Annotated in this window: 26 protein-coding genes; 11 read left to right on the top strand and 15 right to left on the bottom strand. The window is 61.5% G+C overall.

Going from position 1 to position 21,072, the window contains the following annotated elements; translation table 11 throughout:
- The first annotated feature begins 20 nt into the window (after positions 1–20).
- The 3 genes from J1G35_RS04430 (at position 21) to J1G35_RS04420 (ending at position 3,220) form a co-directional block, all read left to right on the top strand.
- On the top strand, positions 21–1,097 hold the full coding sequence (locus tag J1G35_RS04430; protein ID WP_053136608.1) for a DUF748 domain-containing protein: 1,077 nt from the start codon (positions 21–23) through the stop codon (positions 1,095–1,097).
- 99 nt (positions 1,098–1,196) lie between these two features.
- Positions 1,197–2,042, top strand: coding sequence for a MoxR family ATPase (locus J1G35_RS04425; protein ID WP_003210690.1), 846 nt, complete (start codon positions 1,197–1,199; stop codon positions 2,040–2,042).
- Complete coding sequence (locus tag J1G35_RS04420; RefSeq protein WP_017848758.1) at positions 2,042–3,220, top strand: VWA domain-containing protein; 1,179 nt, start codon at positions 2,042–2,044, stop codon at positions 3,218–3,220. Before J1G35_RS04425 ends, J1G35_RS04420 begins: the two co-directional genes overlap by 1 nt.
- 39 nt (positions 3,221–3,259) lie before the next feature.
- Here J1G35_RS04420 and J1G35_RS04415 read toward each other — a convergent pair whose 3' ends face one another.
- The 4 genes from J1G35_RS04415 to J1G35_RS04400 form a co-directional block, all read right to left on the bottom strand.
- On the bottom strand, positions 3,260–3,802 hold the full coding sequence (locus tag J1G35_RS04415; RefSeq protein ID WP_223013753.1) for a hypothetical protein: 543 nt from the start codon (positions 3,800–3,802) through the stop codon (positions 3,260–3,262).
- Positions 3,803–3,898: 96 nt separating this feature from the next.
- The gene (locus tag J1G35_RS04410; RefSeq protein ID WP_223013751.1) at positions 3,899–4,810 is read right to left on the bottom strand and encodes a biotin-dependent carboxyltransferase family protein; all 912 of its coding nucleotides are present in this window, start codon (positions 4,808–4,810) and stop codon (positions 3,899–3,901) included.
- A complete protein-coding gene (gene pxpB, locus J1G35_RS04405; protein ID WP_223013749.1) occupies positions 4,807–5,511 on the bottom strand; it encodes a 5-oxoprolinase subunit PxpB in 705 nt (234 codons plus the stop codon). Before pxpB ends, J1G35_RS04410 begins: the two co-directional genes overlap by 4 nt.
- A complete protein-coding gene (locus J1G35_RS04400) occupies positions 5,508–6,248 on the bottom strand; it encodes a 5-oxoprolinase subunit PxpA (protein WP_223013747.1) in 741 nt (246 codons plus the stop codon). Before J1G35_RS04400 ends, pxpB begins: the two co-directional genes overlap by 4 nt.
- Before the next feature lie 175 nt (positions 6,249–6,423).
- Here J1G35_RS04400 and J1G35_RS04395 point away from each other — a divergent pair, with 175 nt between their 5' ends.
- The gene (locus J1G35_RS04395) at positions 6,424–7,338 is read left to right on the top strand and encodes a LysR family transcriptional regulator (RefSeq protein ID WP_223013745.1); all 915 of its coding nucleotides are present in this window, start codon (positions 6,424–6,426) and stop codon (positions 7,336–7,338) included.
- A gap of 34 nt (positions 7,339–7,372) precedes the next feature.
- Here the strand turns inward: J1G35_RS04395 and J1G35_RS04390 are convergent, their stop codons facing one another.
- The 3 genes from J1G35_RS04390 to J1G35_RS04380 are packed head-to-tail and all read right to left on the bottom strand — an operon-like array spanning position 7,373 to position 9,267.
- Positions 7,373–7,915 (bottom strand): DUF2937 family protein, encoded by a 543-nt coding sequence (locus tag J1G35_RS04390; RefSeq protein ID WP_223013743.1) that lies wholly within the window; start codon positions 7,913–7,915, stop codon positions 7,373–7,375.
- An 11-nt stretch (positions 7,916–7,926) separates the two neighbouring features.
- Positions 7,927–8,703, bottom strand: coding sequence for a class II glutamine amidotransferase (locus tag J1G35_RS04385; RefSeq protein WP_053136626.1), 777 nt, complete (start codon positions 8,701–8,703; stop codon positions 7,927–7,929).
- A 30-nt stretch (positions 8,704–8,733) separates the two neighbouring features.
- Positions 8,734–9,267 (bottom strand): hypothetical protein, encoded by a 534-nt coding sequence (locus J1G35_RS04380; RefSeq protein WP_053136629.1) that lies wholly within the window; start codon positions 9,265–9,267, stop codon positions 8,734–8,736.
- Between the two features lie 24 nt (positions 9,268–9,291).
- On the opposite strand from J1G35_RS04380, the gene J1G35_RS04375 reads away from it, so the two are divergent.
- Together J1G35_RS04375 and J1G35_RS04370 are read left to right on the top strand one after the other, a co-directional pair.
- Entirely contained in the window at positions 9,292–11,334 is a 2,043-nt protein-coding gene (locus tag J1G35_RS04375; RefSeq protein ID WP_053136632.1) for a S9 family peptidase, read from the top strand.
- Between the two features lie 68 nt (positions 11,335–11,402).
- Positions 11,403–11,876, top strand: coding sequence for a cyclic nucleotide-binding domain-containing protein (locus tag J1G35_RS04370; protein ID WP_053136635.1), 474 nt, complete (start codon positions 11,403–11,405; stop codon positions 11,874–11,876).
- Here J1G35_RS04370 and J1G35_RS04365 read toward each other — a convergent pair.
- Complete coding sequence (locus J1G35_RS04365) at positions 11,873–12,151, bottom strand: hypothetical protein (RefSeq protein WP_034137387.1); 279 nt, start codon at positions 12,149–12,151, stop codon at positions 11,873–11,875. The two genes, J1G35_RS04370 and J1G35_RS04365, sit on opposite strands and share 4 nt — an antisense overlap.
- Before the next feature lie 78 nt (positions 12,152–12,229).
- On the opposite strand from J1G35_RS04365, the gene J1G35_RS04360 reads away from it, so the two are divergent.
- The gene (locus J1G35_RS04360) at positions 12,230–12,916 is read left to right on the top strand and encodes a hypothetical protein (protein WP_223013741.1); all 687 of its coding nucleotides are present in this window, start codon (positions 12,230–12,232) and stop codon (positions 12,914–12,916) included.
- Between the two features lie 19 nt (positions 12,917–12,935).
- On the opposite strand, the gene J1G35_RS04355 is transcribed toward J1G35_RS04360, so the two are convergent.
- Positions 12,936–13,544, bottom strand: coding sequence for a hypothetical protein (locus J1G35_RS04355; RefSeq protein WP_223013739.1), 609 nt, complete (start codon positions 13,542–13,544; stop codon positions 12,936–12,938).
- 262 nt (positions 13,545–13,806) lie between these two features.
- Here J1G35_RS04355 and J1G35_RS04350 point away from each other — a divergent pair, with 262 nt between their 5' ends.
- From J1G35_RS04350 to J1G35_RS04340, 3 genes are all read left to right on the top strand, one after another.
- On the top strand, positions 13,807–14,181 hold the full coding sequence (locus tag J1G35_RS04350) for a YajD family HNH nuclease (RefSeq protein ID WP_003210675.1): 375 nt from the start codon (positions 13,807–13,809) through the stop codon (positions 14,179–14,181).
- A 168-nt stretch (positions 14,182–14,349) separates the two neighbouring features.
- Positions 14,350–14,817, top strand: a complete 468-nt coding sequence (locus J1G35_RS04345) for an RNA methyltransferase (RefSeq protein ID WP_223013737.1) — start codon at positions 14,350–14,352, stop codon at positions 14,815–14,817.
- 67 nt (positions 14,818–14,884) lie between these two features.
- Complete coding sequence (locus J1G35_RS04340; protein WP_223013735.1) at positions 14,885–15,235, top strand: DUF2892 domain-containing protein; 351 nt, start codon at positions 14,885–14,887, stop codon at positions 15,233–15,235.
- 162 nt (positions 15,236–15,397) lie between these two features.
- Here J1G35_RS04340 and J1G35_RS04335 read toward each other — a convergent pair whose 3' ends face one another.
- Positions 15,398–16,618 carry a hypothetical protein gene (locus tag J1G35_RS04335; RefSeq protein WP_223013733.1) on the bottom strand — a complete coding sequence of 407 codons (1,221 nt, stop codon included), beginning with the start codon at positions 16,616–16,618 and terminating at the stop codon, positions 15,398–15,400.
- Positions 16,619–16,631: 13 nt separating this feature from the next.
- Positions 16,632–17,081, bottom strand: coding sequence for a YcgN family cysteine cluster protein (locus J1G35_RS04330; protein ID WP_003172524.1), 450 nt, complete (start codon positions 17,079–17,081; stop codon positions 16,632–16,634).
- Between the two features lie 153 nt (positions 17,082–17,234).
- Between J1G35_RS04330 and J1G35_RS04325 the strand changes: the two genes are divergently transcribed.
- Entirely contained in the window at positions 17,235–17,819 is a 585-nt protein-coding gene (locus J1G35_RS04325; RefSeq protein WP_131698915.1) for a nitroreductase family protein, read from the top strand.
- A gap of 67 nt (positions 17,820–17,886) precedes the next feature.
- On the opposite strand, the gene J1G35_RS04320 is transcribed toward J1G35_RS04325, so the two are convergent.
- The 4 genes from J1G35_RS04320 to J1G35_RS04305 all read right to left on the bottom strand — a co-directional run bounded on the left by J1G35_RS04320 (position 17,887) and on the right by J1G35_RS04305 (position 21,072).
- Positions 17,887–18,819 carry a D-2-hydroxyacid dehydrogenase gene (locus J1G35_RS04320; protein ID WP_053136659.1) on the bottom strand — a complete coding sequence of 311 codons (933 nt, stop codon included), beginning with the start codon at positions 18,817–18,819 and terminating at the stop codon, positions 17,887–17,889.
- A gap of 107 nt (positions 18,820–18,926) precedes the next feature.
- Complete coding sequence (locus tag J1G35_RS04315) at positions 18,927–19,220, bottom strand: YcgL domain-containing protein (protein WP_053136663.1); 294 nt, start codon at positions 19,218–19,220, stop codon at positions 18,927–18,929.
- A complete protein-coding gene (gene rnd, locus J1G35_RS04310; protein ID WP_053136666.1) occupies positions 19,217–20,350 on the bottom strand; it encodes a ribonuclease D in 1,134 nt (377 codons plus the stop codon). The genes J1G35_RS04315 and rnd overlap by 4 nt, the downstream gene beginning before the upstream one ends.
- A 122-nt stretch (positions 20,351–20,472) precedes the next feature.
- Positions 20,473–21,072, bottom strand: coding sequence for a class I SAM-dependent methyltransferase (locus J1G35_RS04305; protein ID WP_223013731.1), 600 nt, complete (start codon positions 21,070–21,072; stop codon positions 20,473–20,475).

The following is a 21,072-nucleotide window of genomic DNA, read 5'->3' as shown; positions in this document are numbered from 1 at the left end:
CCTGCAAGGAGAACTGCCCCATGAAACGTCGCTACAGTTGGCCGCTATGGACCGTCGCCGGATTGGTGGTGGTGCTGGTGGCCGTGAGCATCGCGCTGCCTTATATGGTGCGCAATTACCTGAACGATAAGCTTGCCGACATGGGTGACTACCGTGGCGAAGTCGCCGATGTGGACCTGGCCTTATGGCGCGGTGCTTACCGGATCAATGGCCTGCAAATCGTCAAGGTGGACGGCAAGGTGCCCGTGCCGTTCGTCAAGGCGCCCCTGATCGAATTCGCCGTGAGCTGGCACTCGCTGTGGTACGACCACGCCGTGGTTGCCGAGGGGCATTTTGTCAGGCCTGAGGTCAATTTCGTCGACGGTGGCGCCAACAAGCAGGCATCCCAGACCGGTAAGGGCACCGACTGGCAAGAGCAACTGCGCAAGCTGTTGCCGATTACCCTCAATGAGGTCCGTATCGAAGAGGGCAAGATCGCCTTTCACAATTTCAGTTCCACCCCGCCGGTGAACATCAATGCGACGTCGGTGAATGCCAGTTTCTACAACCTTACCAACGTGGTGGACATCAAAGGCAAACGCGACGCGCGGTTCGAGGGCAAGGCCCTGCTGCAAGGGCAGGCGCCACTGGAAGCGACCGCCACCTTTGACCCGTTGAACAATTTCGAAGACTTCGAATTCCGCTTCCGCGCCAAAGACCTGCAGCTCAAGCGCATGAATGACTTCGCCTCGGCCTATGGCAAGTTCGACTTCAAGGCCGGCACGGGGGACGTGGTGATCGAAGCCCAGGCGCAAAAAGGCCAATTGACCGGGTACATCAAGCCACTGCTGCGCGATGTGGAGGTCTTCGACTGGAAGCAGGACGTCGAGAACAAGGACAAGAACATCTTCCGTTCGATCTGGGAGGCCGTGGTCGGCGCCAGCGAGACGGTGCTGAAAAACCAGTCCAAGAACCAGTTCGCTACCCGCGTGGAACTCAGTGGCAGCGTGCATCAGCAAAATGTCAGCGCGTTCTCCGCATTTTTGGCGATTTTACGCAATGGTTTTATCCAGGCGTTCAATGCGCGCTATGAACAACCCAAGCCCTCGGCGGATTGAGCCGTGACCGGTCATTCAGAGACTGAATAACCCGTCTGCGTTCACAGTCGCCGGGGCCTCGCGGTATAGTCGGGCATTGATGAATTCGAGGAATGACCGATGAAGTTCGAAGGCACCCAGGCCTACGTTGCCACCGATGACCTGAAACTGGCCGTCAACGCTGCCATCACCCTGGAGCGCCCGCTGCTGGTCAAGGGTGAGCCCGGCACCGGCAAGACCATGCTCGCCGAACAACTGGCCGAGTCCTTCGGCGCCAAGCTGATCACCTGGCACATCAAGTCCACCACCAAGGCCCATCAGGGCCTGTACGAGTATGACGCGGTCAGTCGCCTGCGCGACTCGCAACTGGGCGTGGACAAGGTGCACGACGTGCGCAACTACCTGAAGAAGGGCAAGCTCTGGGAAGCGTTCGAGTCCGAGGAGCGGGTGATCCTGCTGATCGATGAAATCGACAAGGCTGACATCGAGTTCCCCAACGACCTGCTGCAAGAACTCGACAAGATGGAGTTCTACGTCTACGAAATCGACGAGACCATCAAGGCCAAGAAGCGCCCGATCATCATCATTACCTCCAACAACGAAAAAGAGCTGCCGGACGCGTTCCTGCGCCGCTGCTTCTTCCACTACATCGCCTTCCCCGACCGCACCACCCTGCAAAAAATCGTCGACGTGCACTACCCGGACATCAAGAAAGACCTGGTCAGCGAAGCGCTGGACGTGTTCTTCGATGTGCGCAAAGTGCCGGGCCTGAAGAAAAAACCGTCCACCTCCGAATTGGTCGACTGGCTCAAGCTGCTGATGGCCGACAATATCGGCGAAGCGGTGCTGCGCGAGCGCGACCCCACCAAGGCCATCCCGCCCCTGGCCGGTGCCTTGGTCAAGAACGAGCAAGACGTGCAGTTGCTGGAACGTCTGGCGTTCATGAGCCGTCGCGGTAATCGCTAATGTTGCTCAACCTGTTCAATGAAATGCGTGCCGCCAAGGTCCCGGTGTCGGTGCGCGAACTGCTCGACCTGATCAACGCGCTGAAACAGCGCGTGACCTTCGCCGACATGGACGAGTTTTACTACTTGGCCCGGGCGATCCTGGTCAAGGACGAGCGGCATTTCGACAAGTTCGACCGCGCCTTCAGCGCCTATTTCAACGGCTTGGAAAAGCTCGACGACCACCTGCAGGCGCTGATCCCCGAAGACTGGCTGCGCAAGGAGTTCGAGCGCTCGCTGAGCGATGAAGAACGCGCGCAGATCCAGTCCCTGGGCGGGCTGGACAAGCTGATCGAGGAATTCAAAAAGCGCCTGGAAGAACAGAAAGAACGCCACGCCGGCGGCAACAAATGGATCGGCACCGGCGGTACCAGCCCGTTCGGCTCCGGCGGCTACAACCCGGAAGGCATTCGCGTCGGCGACGCCGGCAAGCGCCAGGGTAAGGCGGTGAAAGTCTGGGACCAGCGAGAGTACAAGAACCTCGATGACCAGGTGGAACTGGGCACGCGCAATATCAAGATCGCCCTGCGCCGCCTGCGCAAGTTCGCCCGCCAGGGTGCGGCCGAAGAGTTGGACATCGACGGCACCATCGACCACACCGCTCGCGATGCCGGGCTGCTGAATATCCAGATGCGCCCGGAACGGCGCAACACCATCAAGCTGCTGTTGTTGTTCGATATCGGCGGCTCGATGGACGCCCACGTGAAGATCTGCGAAGAACTGTTCTCGGCGTGCAAGACCGAGTTCAAGCACCTGGAGTATTTCTACTTCCACAACTTCGTGTACGAGTCGGTGTGGAAGAACAACCAGCGCCGCACCTCGGAGCGCACTTCCACCCAGGACCTGTTGCACAAGTACGGCGCCGACTACAAAGTGATCTTTATCGGCGATGCGTCGATGGCGCCGTATGAAATCACCCAGGCCGGCGGCAGCGTCGAGCATTGGAATGAAGAACCGGGCTATGTGTGGATGCAGCGCTTCATGGCTAAATACAAGAAGTTGATCTGGATAAACCCGTATCCCAAGGATACGTGGGGCTATACCGCGTCGACGGGGATTGTGCGGGAGTTGGTGGAGGATCAGATGTACCCGCTGACGCTGCGCGGGCTTGAGGAAGGGATGCGCTTCCTGTCCAAGTGATGGCAGTCCTGTAGCCGATGGTATCGGCTACAGGCACACTCAGCAGTGCTCGCTGTCGATCCAGGCAAACTTGAGGAACAGCGCAGCGAACTGTTTGACCAGTTCCGAATCCTGACGGTCGACTATCCCATCATTGTTGACGTCCTGGTTGATCGAGACAGTGCTCCCCCGACCATTACCGTCGCTGTACACCGCCGCCGAATAGACAATGGTTTCATCTCGGGGCGCCCCTTCCCCTTGATGAAAGTGCAAGCGCACCGTGTCGGGAATCCCGTTGTTATCAAAGTCCCCGGCAAATACCTTCAGGTACTTGTCGAAGGGTTCGTCGAGGCTGAACCATTCGAATGCCAGAAACAGCTGGGCAAACTCAAGGGCCATCTCCCGGTCCACGGTGTCGACAATACCGTCTTGATTGAGATCGTCCGCAATGACCCAGTCGAACTGGCCGTTTTCGGTGATATCGAACGCCGTCGCCCGGTGGACAAGCGCGCGGGCTTGGGAGTCGTCATAGAACTCCAGATAGACCACGTCGGGAATATCGTTATCGAACACATCTTGGGCAAATATCTTCAAATAGCGCATGGCAAATCCTGAGTAGTGGATGGACCTATCAAGATTTTCATGACTGCACCCAAGCAGCGAAGACGACAAACGCTGGCACTCCCGTAGGAGTTTTCTTTACGCGGTAAACCTGCGCAGATACGCCACATGCTGCCGATGCGCCGTTTCCTGCACCACCGGCGCCAACCTCACCGTCTCCCCCGGCAAACACTGCGCCAGCCGCGCCAGCGCCAATGGCGTCAACGCGCCCAGACGCGGATACCCGCCAATGGTCTGCCGATCATTGAGCAACACAATCGGCTGCCCATCCGGCGGCACCTGGATGCCCCCCAACGGGATCCCTTCGGAGATCAGCGACGGCCCTTGGTACTGCAACGGCGTACCGAGCAAGCGCATACCCATGCGGTCGGCGCGACTGTCCAGGGCCCAGTCGGTGTTGAAGGCATCGAACAGGCTCTGGCCGCTGAACAGGCCAATTTGGGCGCCGACGATCACATCCAGCGGCGCCTTGGCGGGCAACGCCTGTGCGCTCAGCACTTTCATCGCTCCGCCGGTACCCGAATAGCCCAACCGCCCGCCTTCGGCCAGGGCCTTGCCAAAGCCGTCCGGCCCGCCCAGTTCCTCGCGTACCACCGTGGCGCAACTGCCCAGCACATCCGGCGCATCAAACCCGCCCGGCGCCGCCAGGTAAGCCCGCGCACCGCTGAACGGTTGGGTAAAGCGCAGGCGCTGGCCCTTTTGCAGGATAAAACTGCGCCCAGGGCTGATGGCGCGCTCGTCGATATACGCGCCCAAGTCCGCCCCGGCCAAGGCAAGCAGGCAATACTCCTCGGCCTGCACGGTAAAGCCGCCGAGGGTGATTTCCACTACCGGTGCATCCAGCGCGTTGCCCAGCAGCCAGTTGGCCCAGGACATCGACACCCAATCCAGCGCGCCGCCCTGGGTTACGCCCAGGTGGCGCACGCCAAAACGACCGGCGTCCTGCAACAGGCACAGCGGCGTGCTGGCCTCAATGATCAAGCGGCTCATGCCTGCGCCTCCAACGGCGTGTCATCGCCACCCAGATGGATAAATTCAGCGTGGCTGACTGACTCAAAGCGCACGGTGTCGCCAGGCTGCATCAGGCTGTAGCCGTCGCGCTCGCGATCAAACAGCTTGGCCGGCGTGCGGCCAATGAGGTTCCAGCCACCGGGGGACACCACCGGGTAGGCAGCGGTTTGCCGCTCGGCGATGCCCACGCTGCCGGCCGCCACGCGTTTGCGCGGGGTGCTCAGGCGCGGCGTGGCGAGGATTTCATCCACCAACCCCATAAAGGCAAAACCGGGGGCGAAGCCGAGGGCGAATACCTGGTATTCGTGGGCGCTGTGGCGGCGGATCACTTCATCGACAGCCAGGCCACTGCGCTGGGCGAGCAATGTCAGTTCAGGGCCGACACTCAGGTCGTACCACACCGGCAGCACATGGCACTGGCCGCTGCCCTGGACCTGGGGCTGCAGGTCGGTCAGCGCCTGGTCGATCAATCCGCGTGCCTGCGCCGGGCTCAACATGGTGAGGTCGTAATGCACCATCAAGGTGGTGTAGGACGGCACCAGATCCACCAAGGCTGCGCCAAAGCCGCTGCGCAAGCGCTGGGTGGCAGCGAGCATCCACGGCATATTGGCTTCGGCGATCACCTCAAACAGACGCACCATCAGGCAGTCAATGGCCACCACTTCAATCCGTGCCTTCATGCTGGCTTCAATGCCTCGCGGATACGCTTTACGGCGGCGACCGAGCTGGCATTGTCGCCATGCACGCACAGGGTATTGGCGCGCAACAGCAACGGGCTGCCATCGCTGGCGGTCAGGGGTTCGCCACGAGAGAGCGTCAAGGACTGTTGGACGATGACCTCTGGATCATGGTGCACGGCACCCGGCAACTGGCGCGAAACCAGGTGGCCGTTGCTGTCGTACGCACGGTCGGCGAAAGCCTCGAACCACAGGATCACCCCGTACTCATCCCCCAATGCCTGGGCCGCGCTGTTGTCGCGGGTGGCCAGCAGCATCAGCGGCAGGTCGCCATAAGCAGCCACGGCCTGGATCACCGCCCGCAGTTGCACCGGGTTGGCCATCATGTCGTTGTACATCGCGCCGTGGGGTTTGACGTAACTGACACGCCCGCCCTGGGCACGGCAGATGCCATCCAGTGCGCCAATCTGGTAATGCAGCAGGTCCTGGATTTCCTGGGGTGTGTAGGCCATGGAACGGCGGCCGAAGCCTTGCAGGTCCTGATACGCCGGGTGGGCACCCACCTGCACGCCGTGCTTGAGCGCCAGGCTGACGGTCTTGCGCATGATGCTCGGATCGCCGGCATGAAAGCCGCAAGCCACGTTGGCGCAATCGATGAACGGCATGACCTCGGCATCCAGACCCATGGTCCAGTTGCCAAAGCTCTCGCCGATGTCGCAGTTCAATAGCAGACGGCTCACGCTGGTTGCTCCTGTAGGCTTTGTTTTTTTGTAGTGTGGGATTTTTTACGCAGAACTCGCAACTTGTCCTGACACCCCAACGGCGCTTATCGTGGAATGGCTCGATTTTTGGCGCTTGCCCGGTGCGGCGTCCAACTAATAAAAACCGATCCATGCATAAGAAAAAGTTGATCCCATGAATTTGAAGTTCCTCGAAACCTTCGTCTGGGTGGCCAAGCTCAAGAGCTTCCGCCTGACCGCCGAGAAACTGTTCACCACCCAGGCCTCGATCTCCAGCCGCATCGCCGTGCTGGAAAGCGAGCTGGGGGTGAAGCTGTTTCTGCGCGACTCCCGGGGTGTGAGCCTGACCCCGGAAGGCTTGAAGGTGCTCGATTATGCCGAGCAGATGATGGTGACCATGCAGGGCCTGAAGCAGTCCTTGGAAACCACCAGCAGCAAGGTCGGGCGTATTCGGATCGGCGCGATGGACACGGTGATACACACCTGGCTCAGCCCGTTGGTGGCGGAACTGATGGACCATTTCCCGCGGGTGGAAATCGAATTGGTCGCCGATACCGCGCTTAACCTCAGCGATCAGCTGCAAAAAGGCTTTCTCGACCTGATCCTGCAAACCGACCTGCTGCGCCTGGAAACCGTGCGCAGCCTGGAACTGGCCAGCCACCCCATGGCCTGGATCGTCGCCAGCCAGTCGATCTACAACCGCGACTACGCCTCCCTCGCCGAACTGGCCCAGGAGCGCATCATCACCTACTCGAAAAACTCCCACCCGCACCAGGATGTACTCAGCCTGATGCAAGCCAACGGCGTGGCTGCACCGCGGATGAACTGCGTGAACTCGGTGTCGGCCATCACCCGCTTGCTGCGCGATGGCTTCGGCATTGGCGCACTGCCGCCGGTGCTGGTCAGCGAAGAACTGGCACGCGGCGAATTGGTGATGTTGCCGATGGCGCAGAAACTGCCGAATCTGCAGGTGGTGGTGTCGTGGCGCGTGGGGGTGGAGTTGGTGGAGGAGATTGTCGGGCTGTGCCAGCAGGTCGTTGCCCGCTATGCCGAGGAAGTCGGCGAAGAGCGGATGCTGCTGCCCCCCTGACGAAACTCGGTTAAAACTGTGGGAGGGGCGGTCTTTAGAGACCTTTCAGGTCCCGCTCCTCAATCGGCCGGCTCTGGCGCAAGCGCTTGCCGCCCAGCACCACCCAGTCGATCAGGCGGAACAGGCACTCCAGGCCGAACGACAGCAGCATCGCCCCGCCCAGGCCCCAGCCCATGGCTTCGGGGGTGAGCAGGATCTGGTAGCTGTAGCCGTTCCAGGTTTCCAGGCGAATATCCGGGTCGGCGGCCACCGCCACTTGCAGGGCGCGGACGTACCACGGCCCTTGCATGGCCTGGAATTGCTTGTCCAACGCCACCTGGCGGTCAAGCATGGCGCCCAGGCTGTTGGCGTCGCTCTGGAACACCGGGTCATCGCTGGCGCGGTAATGCGCCACCAAGGCCTTCAAGTCACCGTTGAAGAACTGCCGCGCGGTGGTTTCAAACCCGCTCAGGCCGGTCTGCGCCTCGATCAGGTGGGCTTCGACGCGCTTGGCGTAGTCGTTGATAAACCCCGGCACTTGCACGCCGACCAACAGGCCAATGGCAAACAGCACCAACCGCAGATAGCTCAGCAACATGGTCGATATCCTTACTCGGTAACGCCCTGGCTGACGCATTCACCGCGTCGCCACAGGCTCCATTGGCCCGGTTCGTAGCGGGTCCAGTTTTCGTTGTCGGTCAACGGTTCGGTGGCAATCACCGTCACCACATCGTTGGGGGTGGTTTCGGCCTGAAAATCGACGATCACGTCGACGTCTTTCAGGCGCGCCGGGCCAAACGGTGCACGCCGGGTGATCTGCGCCAATTTGGTCGAGCAATAGCAAAACAGCCAGTCGCCATCGCTGAGCAGGCAGTTGAACACGCCTTTGCTGCGGTATTCGGCACAGGCGGCGATCAGGTCCGGGAGCATCTGTTCGATGTCCACCGGCTCGGGGAAGGCTTCGCGCACGCGGTTGAGCAAGTCGCAAAAGGCCGCTTCGCTGTCGGTATCGCCGACCGGACGGTAGAAGGTGGCGCGGGGGGTGAAGTCCGCCAGTTGGCCGTTGTGGGCGAAACACCAGTTGCGGCCCCACAGTTCGCGCACGAACGGGTGGGTGTTGGCCAGGCTCACCTTGCCGACGTTGGCCTGGCGGATATGCCCGATCACCACTTCACTCTTGATGGGATAACGCTGCACCAGCAGGGCGACTTCCGACTCGCTGCTCGCGGCCGGGTCCTGGAACAGGCGCAGGCCGCGACCTTCGTAGAACGCGATGCCCCAACCGTCGCGGTGGGGACCGGTGCGCCCACCACGCTGCATCAGCCCGGTAAAGCTGAACACGATATCGGTGGGGACGTTGGCACTCATGCCCAATAATTCACACATGCCAGGGCTCTCGCTGCAGGGCGGACAACGTTAAAGGCGCGGTTCGACCCGCATACCGCTCACCGGTGCAGGACGGCGGAAAGGCTCATCGTCTTCGTCCACAGGCTCGGCGGCCAAGGCGGCATCGGTGGCGGCCTTGCGCTCACGGCGGGCGTTGGCCGCGCGCTCGATGGGCCAGCGGATCAACACAAACACGATGTACACGCCAAAGGCGATCAGGGTGTACATGAACAAATCGGAAATGGCCCGCCAGGCGTTATTGCCGACCTTGAGCACCAGGTCCAGGGCCGTGATGGCCACGGCCGGCGCGAACTGAGTCTTGACCGGATCGACGATGGTCGGGCTCAACAGCAGCACCGCCATCAGCAATTGCAGCGGCTCGCGCAGCCAGCGCCAGATCCAGCGGGTCATGCGCCACCACACCAACAGGCAGCCCAAAGCGGCGAAGGCGTATAGGCCCCAAGCGGTCAGATAGTCGTTCTCGGTCATGGTGTCCATGGCAAGGTAGGCAAACAGGCGGCTATGATAACGGCTTTTGCGTGTCGCGGCTGCAATGCCTGCCACCTTCCGCCAGACAGAGAGTGCTCCATGCCTTCATCGACCGCCCCGATTGCCCGTAAAGCCCCAGGCCAGGACCCCTACGCCTGGCTGCAAGAGCGCGACAGCGTTGAAGTGCTTGATTACCTCAAGGCCGAAAACGCCTTTCAGGAAGCGCAACTCGCCGACCAGCAGGCCCTGCGCGAAACCCTGTTCGAGGAGATCAAGGGCCGCATTCTCGAAACCGACTTGTCCCTGCCCTCCCCCTGGGGTCCGTACCTGTATTACACGCGCACCACCGCCGGCGACGAATACGCCCGCCACTACCGCTGCCGCCGCCCGGCCGACGACAGCAACCAGGTGGACGACAGCAGCGAAGAGCTGTTGCTGGACCCGAACGTATTGGCCAACGGCGGCTTCTTTTCCCTCGGCGCGTTCAGCATCAGCCCCGACCACCAGCGTTTGGCCTACAGCCTCGACACCAGTGGCGAAGAGATCTACACCCTGTTCGTGAAGGAATTGGCCACCGACAAAGTCAGCGAACTGGCATTCGAGAACTGCGACGGCAGCATGACCTGGGCCAATGACAGCCTGACCCTGTTCTTCGGCGAGCTGGACGACACCCACCGTCCGCACAAGCTGTATCGCTACCGCCTGGATGGCACGGCGGCGCAGGAAGTGTTCCACGAGCCGGACGGACGTTTCTTCCTGCACTGCTACCGCTCCAGCTCCGAGCGCCAGCTGCTGTTGGCTTTGGGCAGCAAGACCACCAGCGAAATCTGGGCGCTGGACGCCAACCAGCCGCACCTGGACTTCACCTGTCTGGCACCGCGGGTCGAGGACCATGAATACGATGTCGACCACGGCCAACTGAATGGCGCGTGGACTTGGTTTATCCGCAGCAACCGTGATGGCATCAACTACGCCCTGTTTGTGGCTACCGACATTGGCGACGTGCCGACCGAGGATGAGTGGCAGAACCTGATCCCCCACAGCGACGAGGTGATGCTCGACGGCGTCAGCCTGAACGTCAGCGCCATGACCCTGAGCCTGCGCATCGGCGGCCTGCCGGTGATCGAAGTGCACCCCCAAGGCATGCCGGCCTATCGCGTGGAGTTACCCGACGCCGCCTACAGCCTCTACGTCCAGAACAGCCTGGAATTCGTCAGCGACAAGATCCGCCTGCGCTACGAAGCCCTGAACCGCCCGGCCCAGGTACGCCAGCTGGAACTGGCCAGCGGCGCGCAGCAGGTGCTCAAGGAAACTCCGGTACTCGGCGTGTTCAATGCCGATGACTACGTCAGCCAGCGCCTGTGGGCTACGTCCGTCGATGGCACCCAGGTGCCGATCAGCCTGGTGGTCAAGCGCGACCAGCTCGGCAAACCGACGCCCCTGTACCTGTATGGCTACGGTGCTTACGGCCAAAGCCTCGACCCGTGGTTCTCCCACGCACGCCTGAGCCTGCTGGACCGTGGCGTGGCCTTCGCCATTGCACACGTGCGCGGCGGTGGCGAACTGGGTGAAGCCTGGTATCGCAATGGCAAGCAGGAACACAAGCAGAACACTTTCAGCGACTTTATCGCCTGTGCCGAGCACCTGATCGCCGAAGGCCTGACCACCTCCAAGCAACTGGCCATCAGCGGCGGCAGTGCCGGCGGCCTGTTGATCGGCGCGGTGCTCAACCAGCGTCCGGCGCTGTTCCAGGCAGCGATTGCCGAAGTGCCGTTTGTCGACGTGCTCAACACTATGCTCGACCCGGAATTACCGCTGACCATCACCGAGTACGACGAGTGGGGCAACCCCGAAGAGCCCGAAGTGTATGAACGCATCAAGGCCTACGCGCCGTACGAAAACGTCAGCGCCCAGGCCTACCCGGCCACGCTGGTGATCGCCGGCTACAACGACAGCCGCGTGCAGTACTGGGAAGCGGCCAAGTGGGTGGCCAAGTTGCGCGACACCAAGACGGACGACAACCTGCTGTTACTCAAGACCGAATTGGGTGCCGGCCACGGCGGGATGAGCGGTCGCTACCAGGGATTACGTGACGTAGCACTCGAATATGCATTTGTGTTCAAGGCGCTGGGGCTGATTTAAGGAACTTAGCGGGGCGGCCCTGTCTGAACACAAGACCGCCTCCTGATTGATGGACCAAGATTGCAGCCATGGCACTACCGACCCTGATGAATACCGAAATTCGCGACATGCTGATGGACTGCGGCCTGTTCGACCCGTTGTTGCCGGAAGATTTTCATGTGGCCGCAGGCTATTTCAATATCAGCAGCATTGCCGAGGGCGAGGTGATTTTCCTCGAGGGCGATGCCGGCACCTTCATGTGCATCATCCACAGCGGTCAGGTGGCGGTGCAGAAAACCAACCACACCGGCCAGCGCCTGACCATCGCCACCCTGCGCAGCGGCCGGGCCTTTGGTGAGATGGCGGTGCTTGACGGCGAGCGGCGCTCCGCCAGTTGTGTGGCCGCCAGTGACTGTGTGCTGTTGAACCTGGGCAAGGACGCGCTGGAAAAGATGCTCAATGAAACGCCGCGTGTGGCGGCAAAGATCATCCGCGCAATCGCCATCGCGTTGTCCAAGCGCCTGCGCATGGCCGATGGGCAATTACTCTCCCAACAGTTCTAGCCGCCAGGCGTCTTTGGCTTACTGTCGTTCTGCTGCAGGCCGGGCACCGTCTGGTCCTTCGGCGGCGCTGGCAGCACGATGGGTGCCAGGGGTGGCGAGCCGTTGGTCTTGGGCACGACCGGTGGCGTGACTTGCGGGTAGAGCGTCGGCGTTGGAGTGCCCGGTGCGCCTGGGGTAGGTGCCGGCGCCACCGGTACGGTTTGCAACTCCTGAGCCTGCGCCGCACCCAATGCGAGCGCGCTCAACACAATGACCGTTAGAATGCTGCACTTCATCGATGGCTCCATGGCCTGACCGGAATGTCGTAAGGCTACTCCCAACCGCGCAAGAATGCCCTTCCCAATGAGATTTCCATGAAACGTTTCGTTCTGCTGGACACCACCCCGATCCCCGACAACGGCGGTGCCTTGTGCCTGTTCGAATACGGTGAAGACTTTGTCATCAAGATCCAGGGCGGTGACGGCGGCCAGTTGATGAACACGCGCATGCACGGCTCCGAAGACGCGCTGGCGGAAATCCCTTGCCGCAAGGTCGCGGGGCGCCCGGGCTCACGGGTATTGATCGGCGGGTTGGGCATGGGCTTCACCTTGGCCTCGGCGCTCAAGCACCTGGGCAAGACCGCCGAAGTCGTTGTCGCGGAATTGGTGCCCGGCGTCGTGGAGTGGAACCGTGGGCCATTGGGGGAAAAGGCCGGTCGCCCACTGCTGGACCCGCGCACGGTGATCCGCATGGAAGACGTGGCCAAGGTGCTGCAGGCCGAGCCCCAGGGCTTTGACGCGATTATGCTCGACGTCGACAACGGTCCCGAAGGCCTTACGCAAAAGGCCAACAGCTGGCTCTATTCAGCCGGTGGCCTGGCCGCTTGCGCCAAGGCCTTGCGCCCCAAAGGCGTACTGGCGGTATGGTCCGCCAGCGCCGACAAGCTGTTCAGCGACAAACTGCGCAAGGCCGGTTTCAAGGCCGAGGAAGTGCAGGTGTTTGCCCACGGCAACAAGGGCACCCGGCACACCATCTGGATTGCGGAAAAGCTCAAGGGCTAACCACTTCACCCCGCCTGTTTCACGCGAAGTGACACAGGCCGCGTACCTCCTGCTCGTTCAGCTCGCCTCGGCCTATATTTTTTTCCAAGGTAAAGCTTCCGTCTGCCATGACCTCAACGCCACTGGCGCCGGCAATGATGGTGGACACACCCTGGGTCTCCAATAACTCCAATAGGGGCTGACGTCCGCCGTGCTCTTGCTCCAGGCCCCTCCTCAATGCGGAATCCGTCTGAGCGTCCAGCCCTCCGACCCAAATCACCTTTGCGCCGCCGTCCAGGGATGGCTTGAGCGTATCGAAAAGCTTGTCGATATCCTCGGCATCCCGACAATGGCTCAGACTGCTCCCAGTCAGGTTCATCAACGTACGCATTTCGAAGGTGTTTCCATTCCAGTTCGAAAGCACTGCCAACGCCGAGGAGTAGGAGAGGTATTGTGTGGAGAGCGTCGAGTCGCCTCCATGGAGCGTCACAGAACGCCCCGTGTCGACCGAAACAGTTTTAGGTGGGGGCGACAGCGCTTTTTCCGATGATGCGCCGTGAACAGGCCGGAACAGGTCTCTCTCGCTATTGAGCGAGCTGAAGTCAATGGAACGTTTTGACGACGGGCGGTTGCCCTCGCTGGCAGGCATAGTCTGGCCTATTGGCAGCGTCGTGTTCGAAGGGGGGATAACGGGCATCACGTACCTTTACTATCTGCTGATCGGGGCGCTCGATACTACACAAAGTTTGAGTGCTGACCGCCGCGCTGGCGCAGGCATTGGTGTACCGATTGTTTCAGGGCAAAGCACAATCGTGAACAGCGCAGACGGTGCTTAAAAAGCCGCAGCCAATTGCACGGCCAACGGCTAGAATCAACCCTATCCGTGAACCACCCTATAGCCAGGAGCCATGATGAGCTCGACCAACCCGCCCTCCCACACCGCCAAGCTGGACCGCATCCTTGCCGATGCCCAGCGCGACCGGGAAATGGGCTACCGCGACAAAGCCCTGAAGATGTACCCCCACGTGTGTGGCCGCTGCGCCCGTGAGTTCGCCGGCAAGCGCTTGAGTGAACTGACGGTACACCACCGTAACCACAATCATGATGACAATCCCCAGGATGGCTCCAACTGGGAGTTGCTGTGCCTGTACTGCCACGACAACGAACACTCGCGCTACACCGACCAGCAGTACTTCGGCGAAGGCTCCACCAGCAGCCCGACGATCGCCAAGGCCACGCATAACCCGTTTGCGGCGTTGGCGGGGCTGATGAAGAAAGACGACTGAAGATTGTCGTCGCCTGTCATGGCCTCATCGGGAGCAAGCCCCCTCCCACATTTTGAGTTGTGAACACTTTCAAATGTGGGAGGGGGCTTGCTCCCGATAGCGTTAGCCCAAGCAATACATCACCTTCAAGCCGTATAATCGCCGTTTTTCTCCAAGGCACCCTTCCCCGTGGGCAATAAACGCTACAGCTGCATCGGTCTGTATAACCCCAAATCCCCCGAAAACGTTGGTTCGGTCATGCGTGCCGCCGGCTGCTACGGCGTGGTCTCGGTGTTCTACACCGGCGTGCGTTACGAGCGCGCGCGGGATTTCATCACCGACACCAAGAAGGTCCACCACGACATTCCGCTGATCGGCATCGATGACCTGAAAAAAATCCTGCCCCTGGGCTGCATCCCGGTCGCGGTGGAACTGGTGGAAGGCGCCCGTCCGCTGCCCGAATACACCCACCCCGACCGCGCGCTGTATATCTTCGGCCCTGAAGACGGGTCGCTGGATAAAGACATCCGCGATTGGTGCGAAGACGTCGTGTACATCCCGACCACTGGCTGCATGAACCTTGCTGCAACCGTCAACGTGGTGCTCTACGACCGCCTGGCCAAGGGCAACAACACCCGCTCGGGCCCCAAGTACTGATTTTTTGGGAACATCCGGCGCCTGCGCGCAGTCATCTGCAGACACTTGCCCTTGTTGGAGACAGATCATGAGCGACAGCAAAACCTTGCGACCTATCATCGAACACACCCCCTACCAAACCCAGCCCGCCCAGAACGTACATGGCTGGGAACGCATCGGCTCAGTGGCCGGTGGCGTAATGATGGTGGGCAAAGGCCTGCGCCGTGGCGGGATTTTCGGCCTGATTCAGGTAGCGATCGGCGGTGTGGCACTGGCACGCGGCTTTACCGGGCACAGTGCGTTTAAAGACAAGCTGGAACAGGGCCGCCAGGAAATGAACAGCGTGCGCACGAAGATCGAGCGTGCCGGTGCAGAACTGAAAAACCTGAAGACCAAGGCGGAAGTGGCGGCTGAGAAAGCGGTTAAAACCACCGGTTAGATTCAGCTTTTTGTAGGAGCGAGCTTGCTCGCGAAAAACTCACAGGCGCCGCGTTCATTCAGGAAGCACGCGTTATCGTTGACGTTTTTCGCGAGCAAGCTCGCTCCTACATGGCATTAGGGCAAGTCCCCTCCCACCTTTTGTTTTGTGTATGGCGAGGGCTCAGCGCAGCAGCTTGCTGTCCAGTACCACCGACGATTCCCCAATGATGCTCTCGGCCAACTGCACAAACTCCGCCGTGGTAATGCTGTTGGCGCGCATCACCGCTTGCGCGAGGTCATCGAGGGAGCGTTTGTTGTGGGTTTTCACGCGGATCTCGCGGTCCAGCTCCTGCAACACCACCACCGCCCGTGACACCGTCGCGCCGCTGACGTGTTCGCCGCGCAGGCTGGTCACGTCCTTGCCTTCCTTGGTCAACCGCGCCTGTATCGCCTGATAGCGCTCATCGGTAACCCCGCCTGCACGGCGCAGCAGTTCGATGGCGTAATACTCGGCCAGCCCTTCGCTGATCCAGTCGCTGGTCTCGTGGTCGTTGAAGCGGCCAATCGCCTGCACCACTTCACGGATCAACGGGCTGCTGCCGTTTTCGCTGACCAGCGGCGTGCGGCTGTTGAGGTAGATCGAGTCGCGTGCCGAAAACGCGCCACGGCGCATCGGGTCGCTGGCGCCCACCACCAACAGCTTGGCCGGATGACGCGGGAACGCGGCTTCCACTTGAGGCCAGACAAACGTCAGCAGCGTCAGCACATCCATACGCCGCATGGCCTGGCCTTTGGGAGAGGCCACGGTGACTTCGGTTTCCCCCAGACGCACGCGGCGGCTGCCGAGGGTGCCGGCGAGCATCCAGCCGGTAGGCCGGTCGAAGAGGCGCGAGACATTGTCGATGCGGAATTTGTTCTTGCCGATGCGCGGCCAGGCGGTTTCGATGCTTTTCCAGCCGGCCGGCAGTTCGAACACCAGGCGCGAAACCAGCTCAACACCGTCCTGCTGGTCGAGGCGCGCCGGCGGCACCAGGTCTTCGCCGCGAAACAGCGCCCAGCTCGGCGTCATCCGCGCTTCATAAATACCCGGCTTGCGCGCCTGGCCCAGGCGTACACGGTAGGTCAGGCTGGCCTTGCTGGCGCTGGGCTGCCACAGGCCACGGTGCTCAGTGACGCTCCACTGGCCGTCGGCCTTGAAGTCGCTATAGTCCCCATCGCGCCCCAGGTCAAAGTTCAGGCTGCGCACCGCCGAGCCCTGGGAGAGGCTCACCCGCACCTCGGCCTGGTCGCTCTGGGGCAGCAGCTTGACGTGATAATCCAGGTCGACTTTCTTCGCGCACCACGCAGGCATGCTCAACGCCAGCAACACCAGGCTTGCCGCCAGCTTGGTTCCCGCCCTCATACACACTCCTTGCTCAGCCCGCGCGGAAGATCAGGTAGTCCTCCCAGTCGTCCTCGGGCACGCTGCCTTCGCTGAGCATGCGCCCGGACTGGGAAATGCGTTCATGGTGCACCGCATCGCGGTCGCCGCAGACCAGGTGGTGCCACAGCGGCAGGTCCTTGCGCTCGCTGACCAGGCGGTAGCCGCAGGTGGGCGGCAGCCACTTGAACTGATCGGCCTGGCCGGGAGTGAGCTGGATGCAGTCGGGCACCGAGGCGCGGCGGTTGGGGTAGTCGGTGCACTGACAGGTCTTAAGGTCCAGCAGTTTGCAGGCGATGCGCGTGTAATAGACGCTGTTGTCGTCTTCGTCCTCAAGCTTTTGCAGGCAGCACAGGCCACAGCCGTCGCACAACGACTCCCATTCCTCCTGGTCGAGGTGTTCAAGGGTTTTGCGTATCCAGAAAGGTTCGACTTTGGCGGCCATGGCTCTACATCAGTATCGGTAGGTGAAAAGGCCGCCAGTCTAGTGCCCAAGGCCCCTGGGGCCAAGCGCTTACGACTGCCGGTATGACAAGACTTGTCAGTCTAGCGGGCGCGCAGTAGCTTTGAGCGCCGAATTGACGATCAGGAGCTGCCCATGACACGCGTTGCCGATTACCCGATCCACACCCAATTCACCGAACGCTGGTCGCCCCGCGCCTTTACCGGCGAGAGCATCCCGCAGGAAACCTTGCTGAGCTTCTTCGAAGCCGCACGCTGGGCACCGTCGGCGTACAACTCGCAGCCTTGGCGTTTTCTCTACGCACGCCGTGACACGCCGGATTGGGAGCGCTTCCTGGGCCTGCTGAATGAATTCAACCGTAGCTGGGCACAGCATGCGTCGGCCCTGGTGATCATTGCCTCGAAAACCGACTTCATCGCCCCCGGCGCCACGGAAGAAACCCCCGCCCTGTGGCACACCTTCGACACCGGCTCGGCCTGGGGCCACCTGGCGCTGCAAGCCAGCCTCAGCGGCTGGCACACCCACGGCATGGCCGGCTTTGATCAGGAGCTGACCCGCAAGGAGCTGAAGATTCCAGAGGGTTATGCGCTGCATGCCGCCGTTGCGGTCGGCAAGCTGGGCGACAAATCGACCCTGCCCGAGTACCTGCAAGGCCGTGAAGTACCAAGCCCGCGCAAGCCGCTGAGCGAGCTGGTGTCAGAAGGTGATTTCAGCCTCTGAAACTGACGCAATCTTAAAATGTGGGAGGGGGGGATTGCCCCCTCCCACATTTTCTTCCCGCGTCGGCTCAGTAACCGCGCTCGAAATCCACTTCCCCACGCAAGGCTTGCTTGGCTTTGTACGCGCGTAGGTTTTCCAGGAACAACTCCACCATCATCGACGGCGAGGTCGGCGCGGAGCTGTGCCCGGTCAACAGCAGGCCCCAGGCGGTCCAGAACGGATGGCGTTGGGGCAACGGTTCCTGGCGGCATACGTCGATGACCGCGCCGGCCAGGTGCCCTTCTTTCAAAGCTTCGACCAGATCGGCATCCACCACTGCCACACCGCGCCCGACGTTGATAAACAAGCCAGTCGGCTTGAATTGCTTGAACAGCGCGGCGTCGTACAGGTCGTGGGTGTTTGGTGTGTTGGGCAGCAGGTTGATCACGTAGTCCACCTCCCCCACCAACCGGCCCAGTTGGTCGAGGCCGGCCACTTCGATAAACGGCGCTTGTTCCCGCGCGGTACTGGCGATGCCGTACAGCTTGACGCCAAACGGCACGAGGAACTCGGCCACGCTGCGGCCGATATCGCCGGTGCCCACGATCAACGCCTTGCGCCCTGCCAGGCTCTGGCCGGTGCGGCTGTCCCACTTGCGCTCGACCTGGCTGACCAGTCGCGCCAGCACTTCGCGCTCGTGACCCAGCATATAGGTGAGGACAAACTCGGCCATGACTTGGCCAAAAATACCGACGGCGCGGGTCAGGCGATAGTCGCGGGGCAAGCCTTCGGCCAGCAGCGGCGTGATGCCAGCCCAGGTCGATTGCAGCCACTGCGGCTGGTGGCCCTGGCGCAACAAGGTGGCCAGCAAGTCCGGTTGGCCCAGCCAGACCGGGCAGTCGCCGGCCAGGCGCGACAGTTCGGCCGAGTCGCCGCTGGTGAGCACCTCAAGGTCCGGCGCCGCTTCATTGAGCAACTGGGCGTAAAGCGGGTGATCCTGTTCAGCAATCAGAACACGCATGGTTCAAACCTTTCAAAAACAGTGCAGACGGCCGCCCGCTTCCTTACGGCCACCGCCCACTAATACGATTCCATTGAAACATGTGCCCCGGGCGGGGCACTGGTCGATCACATCGGATCGTTGCGACGCAGCAGCTCTTCGGGCAAGTGCTCGATGTACTCGTCCTCGGCCGGCGGCATTTGCAGGTGATAGCCCTGCTTGTCGAGGTTTTCCAGCACGACAAGGATGTCCTCGCGCGACAGCTTGCGCTCGGGCGTCAGCACCATGTCGAAGGCGTGGTGCGGCTTGCCGAACGCAACCATCAACGGTTCCGGCACGCGCTCCAGTGCGTCGCTTTTGAGCACGTAGAGGTACATGCCGTCTTTTTTCAAGCTGCGATAGATGGAGCAAATACGTTTCAAGGCTGTTCTCCGGCAGTGGCCAGGCTGTCGAGCAGCGCTTGGCCCATCAACTCGCGGCGCCAGCCACGCAGCGAGTCTGGCAATTTATAAGGCCCATCGGGGTAACCACTTTTAACCAGGGCTTCGAGGGTTTTCTTGCGCAACATCAGTTCCGGCGCCATCTCCAGGCGTTCGGCGAACGTCTGGCCCAGGGCGCGCAGTTGCTTGATCAGCGTGGCGGCGTCCACCGGCAGCGGTTCAGCCACGGCCGGCGGCCACTGGTCCATGGACACGCTGCCGGCACGCTTGATCAGGTCCAGCAGGAACTGGCCATCCTGGCGCACGGTACGCGGGTGCATGTCTTCGATCTTGCCCAGGGCGACGAGGTTGTCCGGCTGGGATTTGGCCAGGGGCCACAGCGAGTGTTCGCGAATGATGCGATTGCGCGGCAGGTCGCGGGCGCGGGCCTGCTGCTCGCGCCAGGCGCACAGTTCACGCAAGACGGCGAGCTGGGCGCGGGACAGTTTCCAGGCCAGCTTGGCGTCGCGGTACACCTCGTACGGGTCGACTTCGCGGCGCAGGTTGGCGACCAGTTCGGCGCCATCTTCCAGGACCCAGGCGTATTTATCGTCAGACAGCTGCGGGCGCAGGCGAATGTAGACCTCGGCCAGGTGCACGGCGTCTTCGGCGGCGTAGCTCACCTGAGTCTCGGACAGTGGCCGCTGCAGCCAGTCCGAGCGGGTCTCGCCCTTGGGCAGTTCGATATCGAGCACGGCCTGTACCAGGCGCGAGTAACCCATGGAGAAGCCAAGGTTCAGGTAAGCGGCAGCCAACTGGGTGTCGAACAACGGCACTGGCAGGCTGCCGGTCAGGCGTAGCAATACTTCCAGGTCTTCGCTGCAGGCGTGCACCACCTTGATCACCGCCGGGTTCTCCAGCAAAGCGGCCAGGGGTTGCCAGTTGTCGATGGTCAGGGGATCGATCAGATAAGCGCGTACGCCATCACCGATCTGGATCAGCCCGGCAATGGGATAAAAGGTGTCGACCCGCATGAATTCGGTGTCGAGGGCGACGAATGGCAACTGCTGCCATTCGGCGCAATGCTGGCCGAGGCTATCGTTGTCGCAGATCCAGTGAATATCGATGGCCACACGGCTCTCCCTTGAAGAATGGCGCGCAGTATATATCGCGAACGGGGCTAGCGAGCATCCGCAGTGCACAGGCAACCATGAAAACTCAGACAGGAGATGAAGAATAGTCCGACAAGCGGGAGTTATCCTTTCTTACGAAGAACGTAGACCCGCCACAGGCTGGAGCCCGGCACGAACTCCTGTTGATTCAAGACCTTGAATCCGGCTTGACGAAATTCCTCTTCCACGGCGGTACGCGACTGCACCGAGACAATCACCGTGTCGCGGCTGACCCGATGAAATTCGCGCAGCAACGCCATGCGCCCTTCGCTGTTGGGCACATGACGAAACAATTCCAGGCAGAAGATGCAGTCCACGGCATTCGCCGACAAGCCGATGGAAAACGCCGAACCCTGAAACGTCTTGACGCGCTTGAGCAAGGACGCCGGATGGTGGGTACGGGCGTGGTCGAGCATGTCCTGGGAGTTGTCCGAGGCCAGGATCACGCGGTTGATGTGTTCGGCCAACACCGGCCAGAAGCGCCCCGAACCACAGGCCAGATCGAGGATCAGCCCCGGCTCGCCAGCGACTTTCAGCGCATGCCGCACCAGCCGGGAATCACGCCAGGAGGCCAGGCGCTGGCGCACGCCGGGCGGGCGCGTGTCACCGCAAACCCTCGCGTGCTCACGGTCGCAGCGCTCGGCGTATTCGATCTCGATGGAGGATGGAGGTTGTGGCGACAT

The organism is Pseudomonas sp. SH10-3B, assembly GCF_019891415.1.
In the GTDB taxonomy this organism is placed as follows: domain Bacteria; phylum Pseudomonadota; class Gammaproteobacteria; order Pseudomonadales; family Pseudomonadaceae; genus Aquipseudomonas.
The sequence above is the reverse complement of the archived record's forward strand: the minus strand, read 5'-3'. Positions and strand labels throughout refer to the sequence as shown.

Bases quoted from the DNA above. Each gene is read 5' to 3' on its own strand.
- J1G35_RS04430 (WP_053136608.1), top strand. From the start codon at position 21: ATGAAACGTCGCTACAGTTGGCCGCTATGGACCGTCGCCGGATTGGTG.
- J1G35_RS04425 (WP_003210690.1), top strand. From the start codon at position 1,197: ATGAAGTTCGAAGGCACCCAGGCCTACGTTGCCACCGATGACCTGAAA.
- J1G35_RS04420 (WP_017848758.1), top strand. From the start codon at position 2,042: ATGTTGCTCAACCTGTTCAATGAAATGCGTGCCGCCAAGGTCCCGGTG.
- J1G35_RS04415 (WP_223013753.1), bottom strand. From the start codon at position 3,802: ATGCGCTATTTGAAGATATTTGCCCAAGATGTGTTCGATAACGATATT.
- J1G35_RS04410 (WP_223013751.1), bottom strand. From the start codon at position 4,810: ATGAGCCGCTTGATCATTGAGGCCAGCACGCCGCTGTGCCTGTTGCAG.
- pxpB (WP_223013749.1), bottom strand. From the start codon at position 5,511: ATGAAGGCACGGATTGAAGTGGTGGCCATTGACTGCCTGATGGTGCGT.
- J1G35_RS04395 (WP_223013745.1), top strand. From the start codon at position 6,424: ATGAATTTGAAGTTCCTCGAAACCTTCGTCTGGGTGGCCAAGCTCAAG.
- J1G35_RS04390 (WP_223013743.1), bottom strand. From the start codon at position 7,915: ATGTTGCTGAGCTATCTGCGGTTGGTGCTGTTTGCCATTGGCCTGTTG.
- J1G35_RS04385 (WP_053136626.1), bottom strand. From the start codon at position 8,703: ATGTGTGAATTATTGGGCATGAGTGCCAACGTCCCCACCGATATCGTG.
- J1G35_RS04375 (WP_053136632.1), top strand. From the start codon at position 9,292: ATGCCTTCATCGACCGCCCCGATTGCCCGTAAAGCCCCAGGCCAGGAC.
- J1G35_RS04370 (WP_053136635.1), top strand. From the start codon at position 11,403: ATGGCACTACCGACCCTGATGAATACCGAAATTCGCGACATGCTGATG.
- J1G35_RS04365 (WP_034137387.1), bottom strand. From the start codon at position 12,151: ATGAAGTGCAGCATTCTAACGGTCATTGTGTTGAGCGCGCTCGCATTG.
- J1G35_RS04360 (WP_223013741.1), top strand. From the start codon at position 12,230: ATGAAACGTTTCGTTCTGCTGGACACCACCCCGATCCCCGACAACGGC.
- J1G35_RS04355 (WP_223013739.1), bottom strand. From the start codon at position 13,544: ATGCCTGCCAGCGAGGGCAACCGCCCGTCGTCAAAACGTTCCATTGAC.
- J1G35_RS04350 (WP_003210675.1), top strand. From the start codon at position 13,807: ATGAGCTCGACCAACCCGCCCTCCCACACCGCCAAGCTGGACCGCATC.
- J1G35_RS04340 (WP_223013735.1), top strand. From the start codon at position 14,885: ATGAGCGACAGCAAAACCTTGCGACCTATCATCGAACACACCCCCTAC.
- J1G35_RS04335 (WP_223013733.1), bottom strand. From the start codon at position 16,618: ATGAGGGCGGGAACCAAGCTGGCGGCAAGCCTGGTGTTGCTGGCGTTG.
- J1G35_RS04330 (WP_003172524.1), bottom strand. From the start codon at position 17,081: ATGGCCGCCAAAGTCGAACCTTTCTGGATACGCAAAACCCTTGAACAC.
- J1G35_RS04325 (WP_131698915.1), top strand. From the start codon at position 17,235: ATGACACGCGTTGCCGATTACCCGATCCACACCCAATTCACCGAACGC.
- J1G35_RS04320 (WP_053136659.1), bottom strand. From the start codon at position 18,819: ATGCGTGTTCTGATTGCTGAACAGGATCACCCGCTTTACGCCCAGTTG.
- J1G35_RS04305 (WP_223013731.1), bottom strand. From the start codon at position 21,072: ATGTCGCCACAACCTCCATCCTCCATCGAGATCGAATACGCCGAGCGC.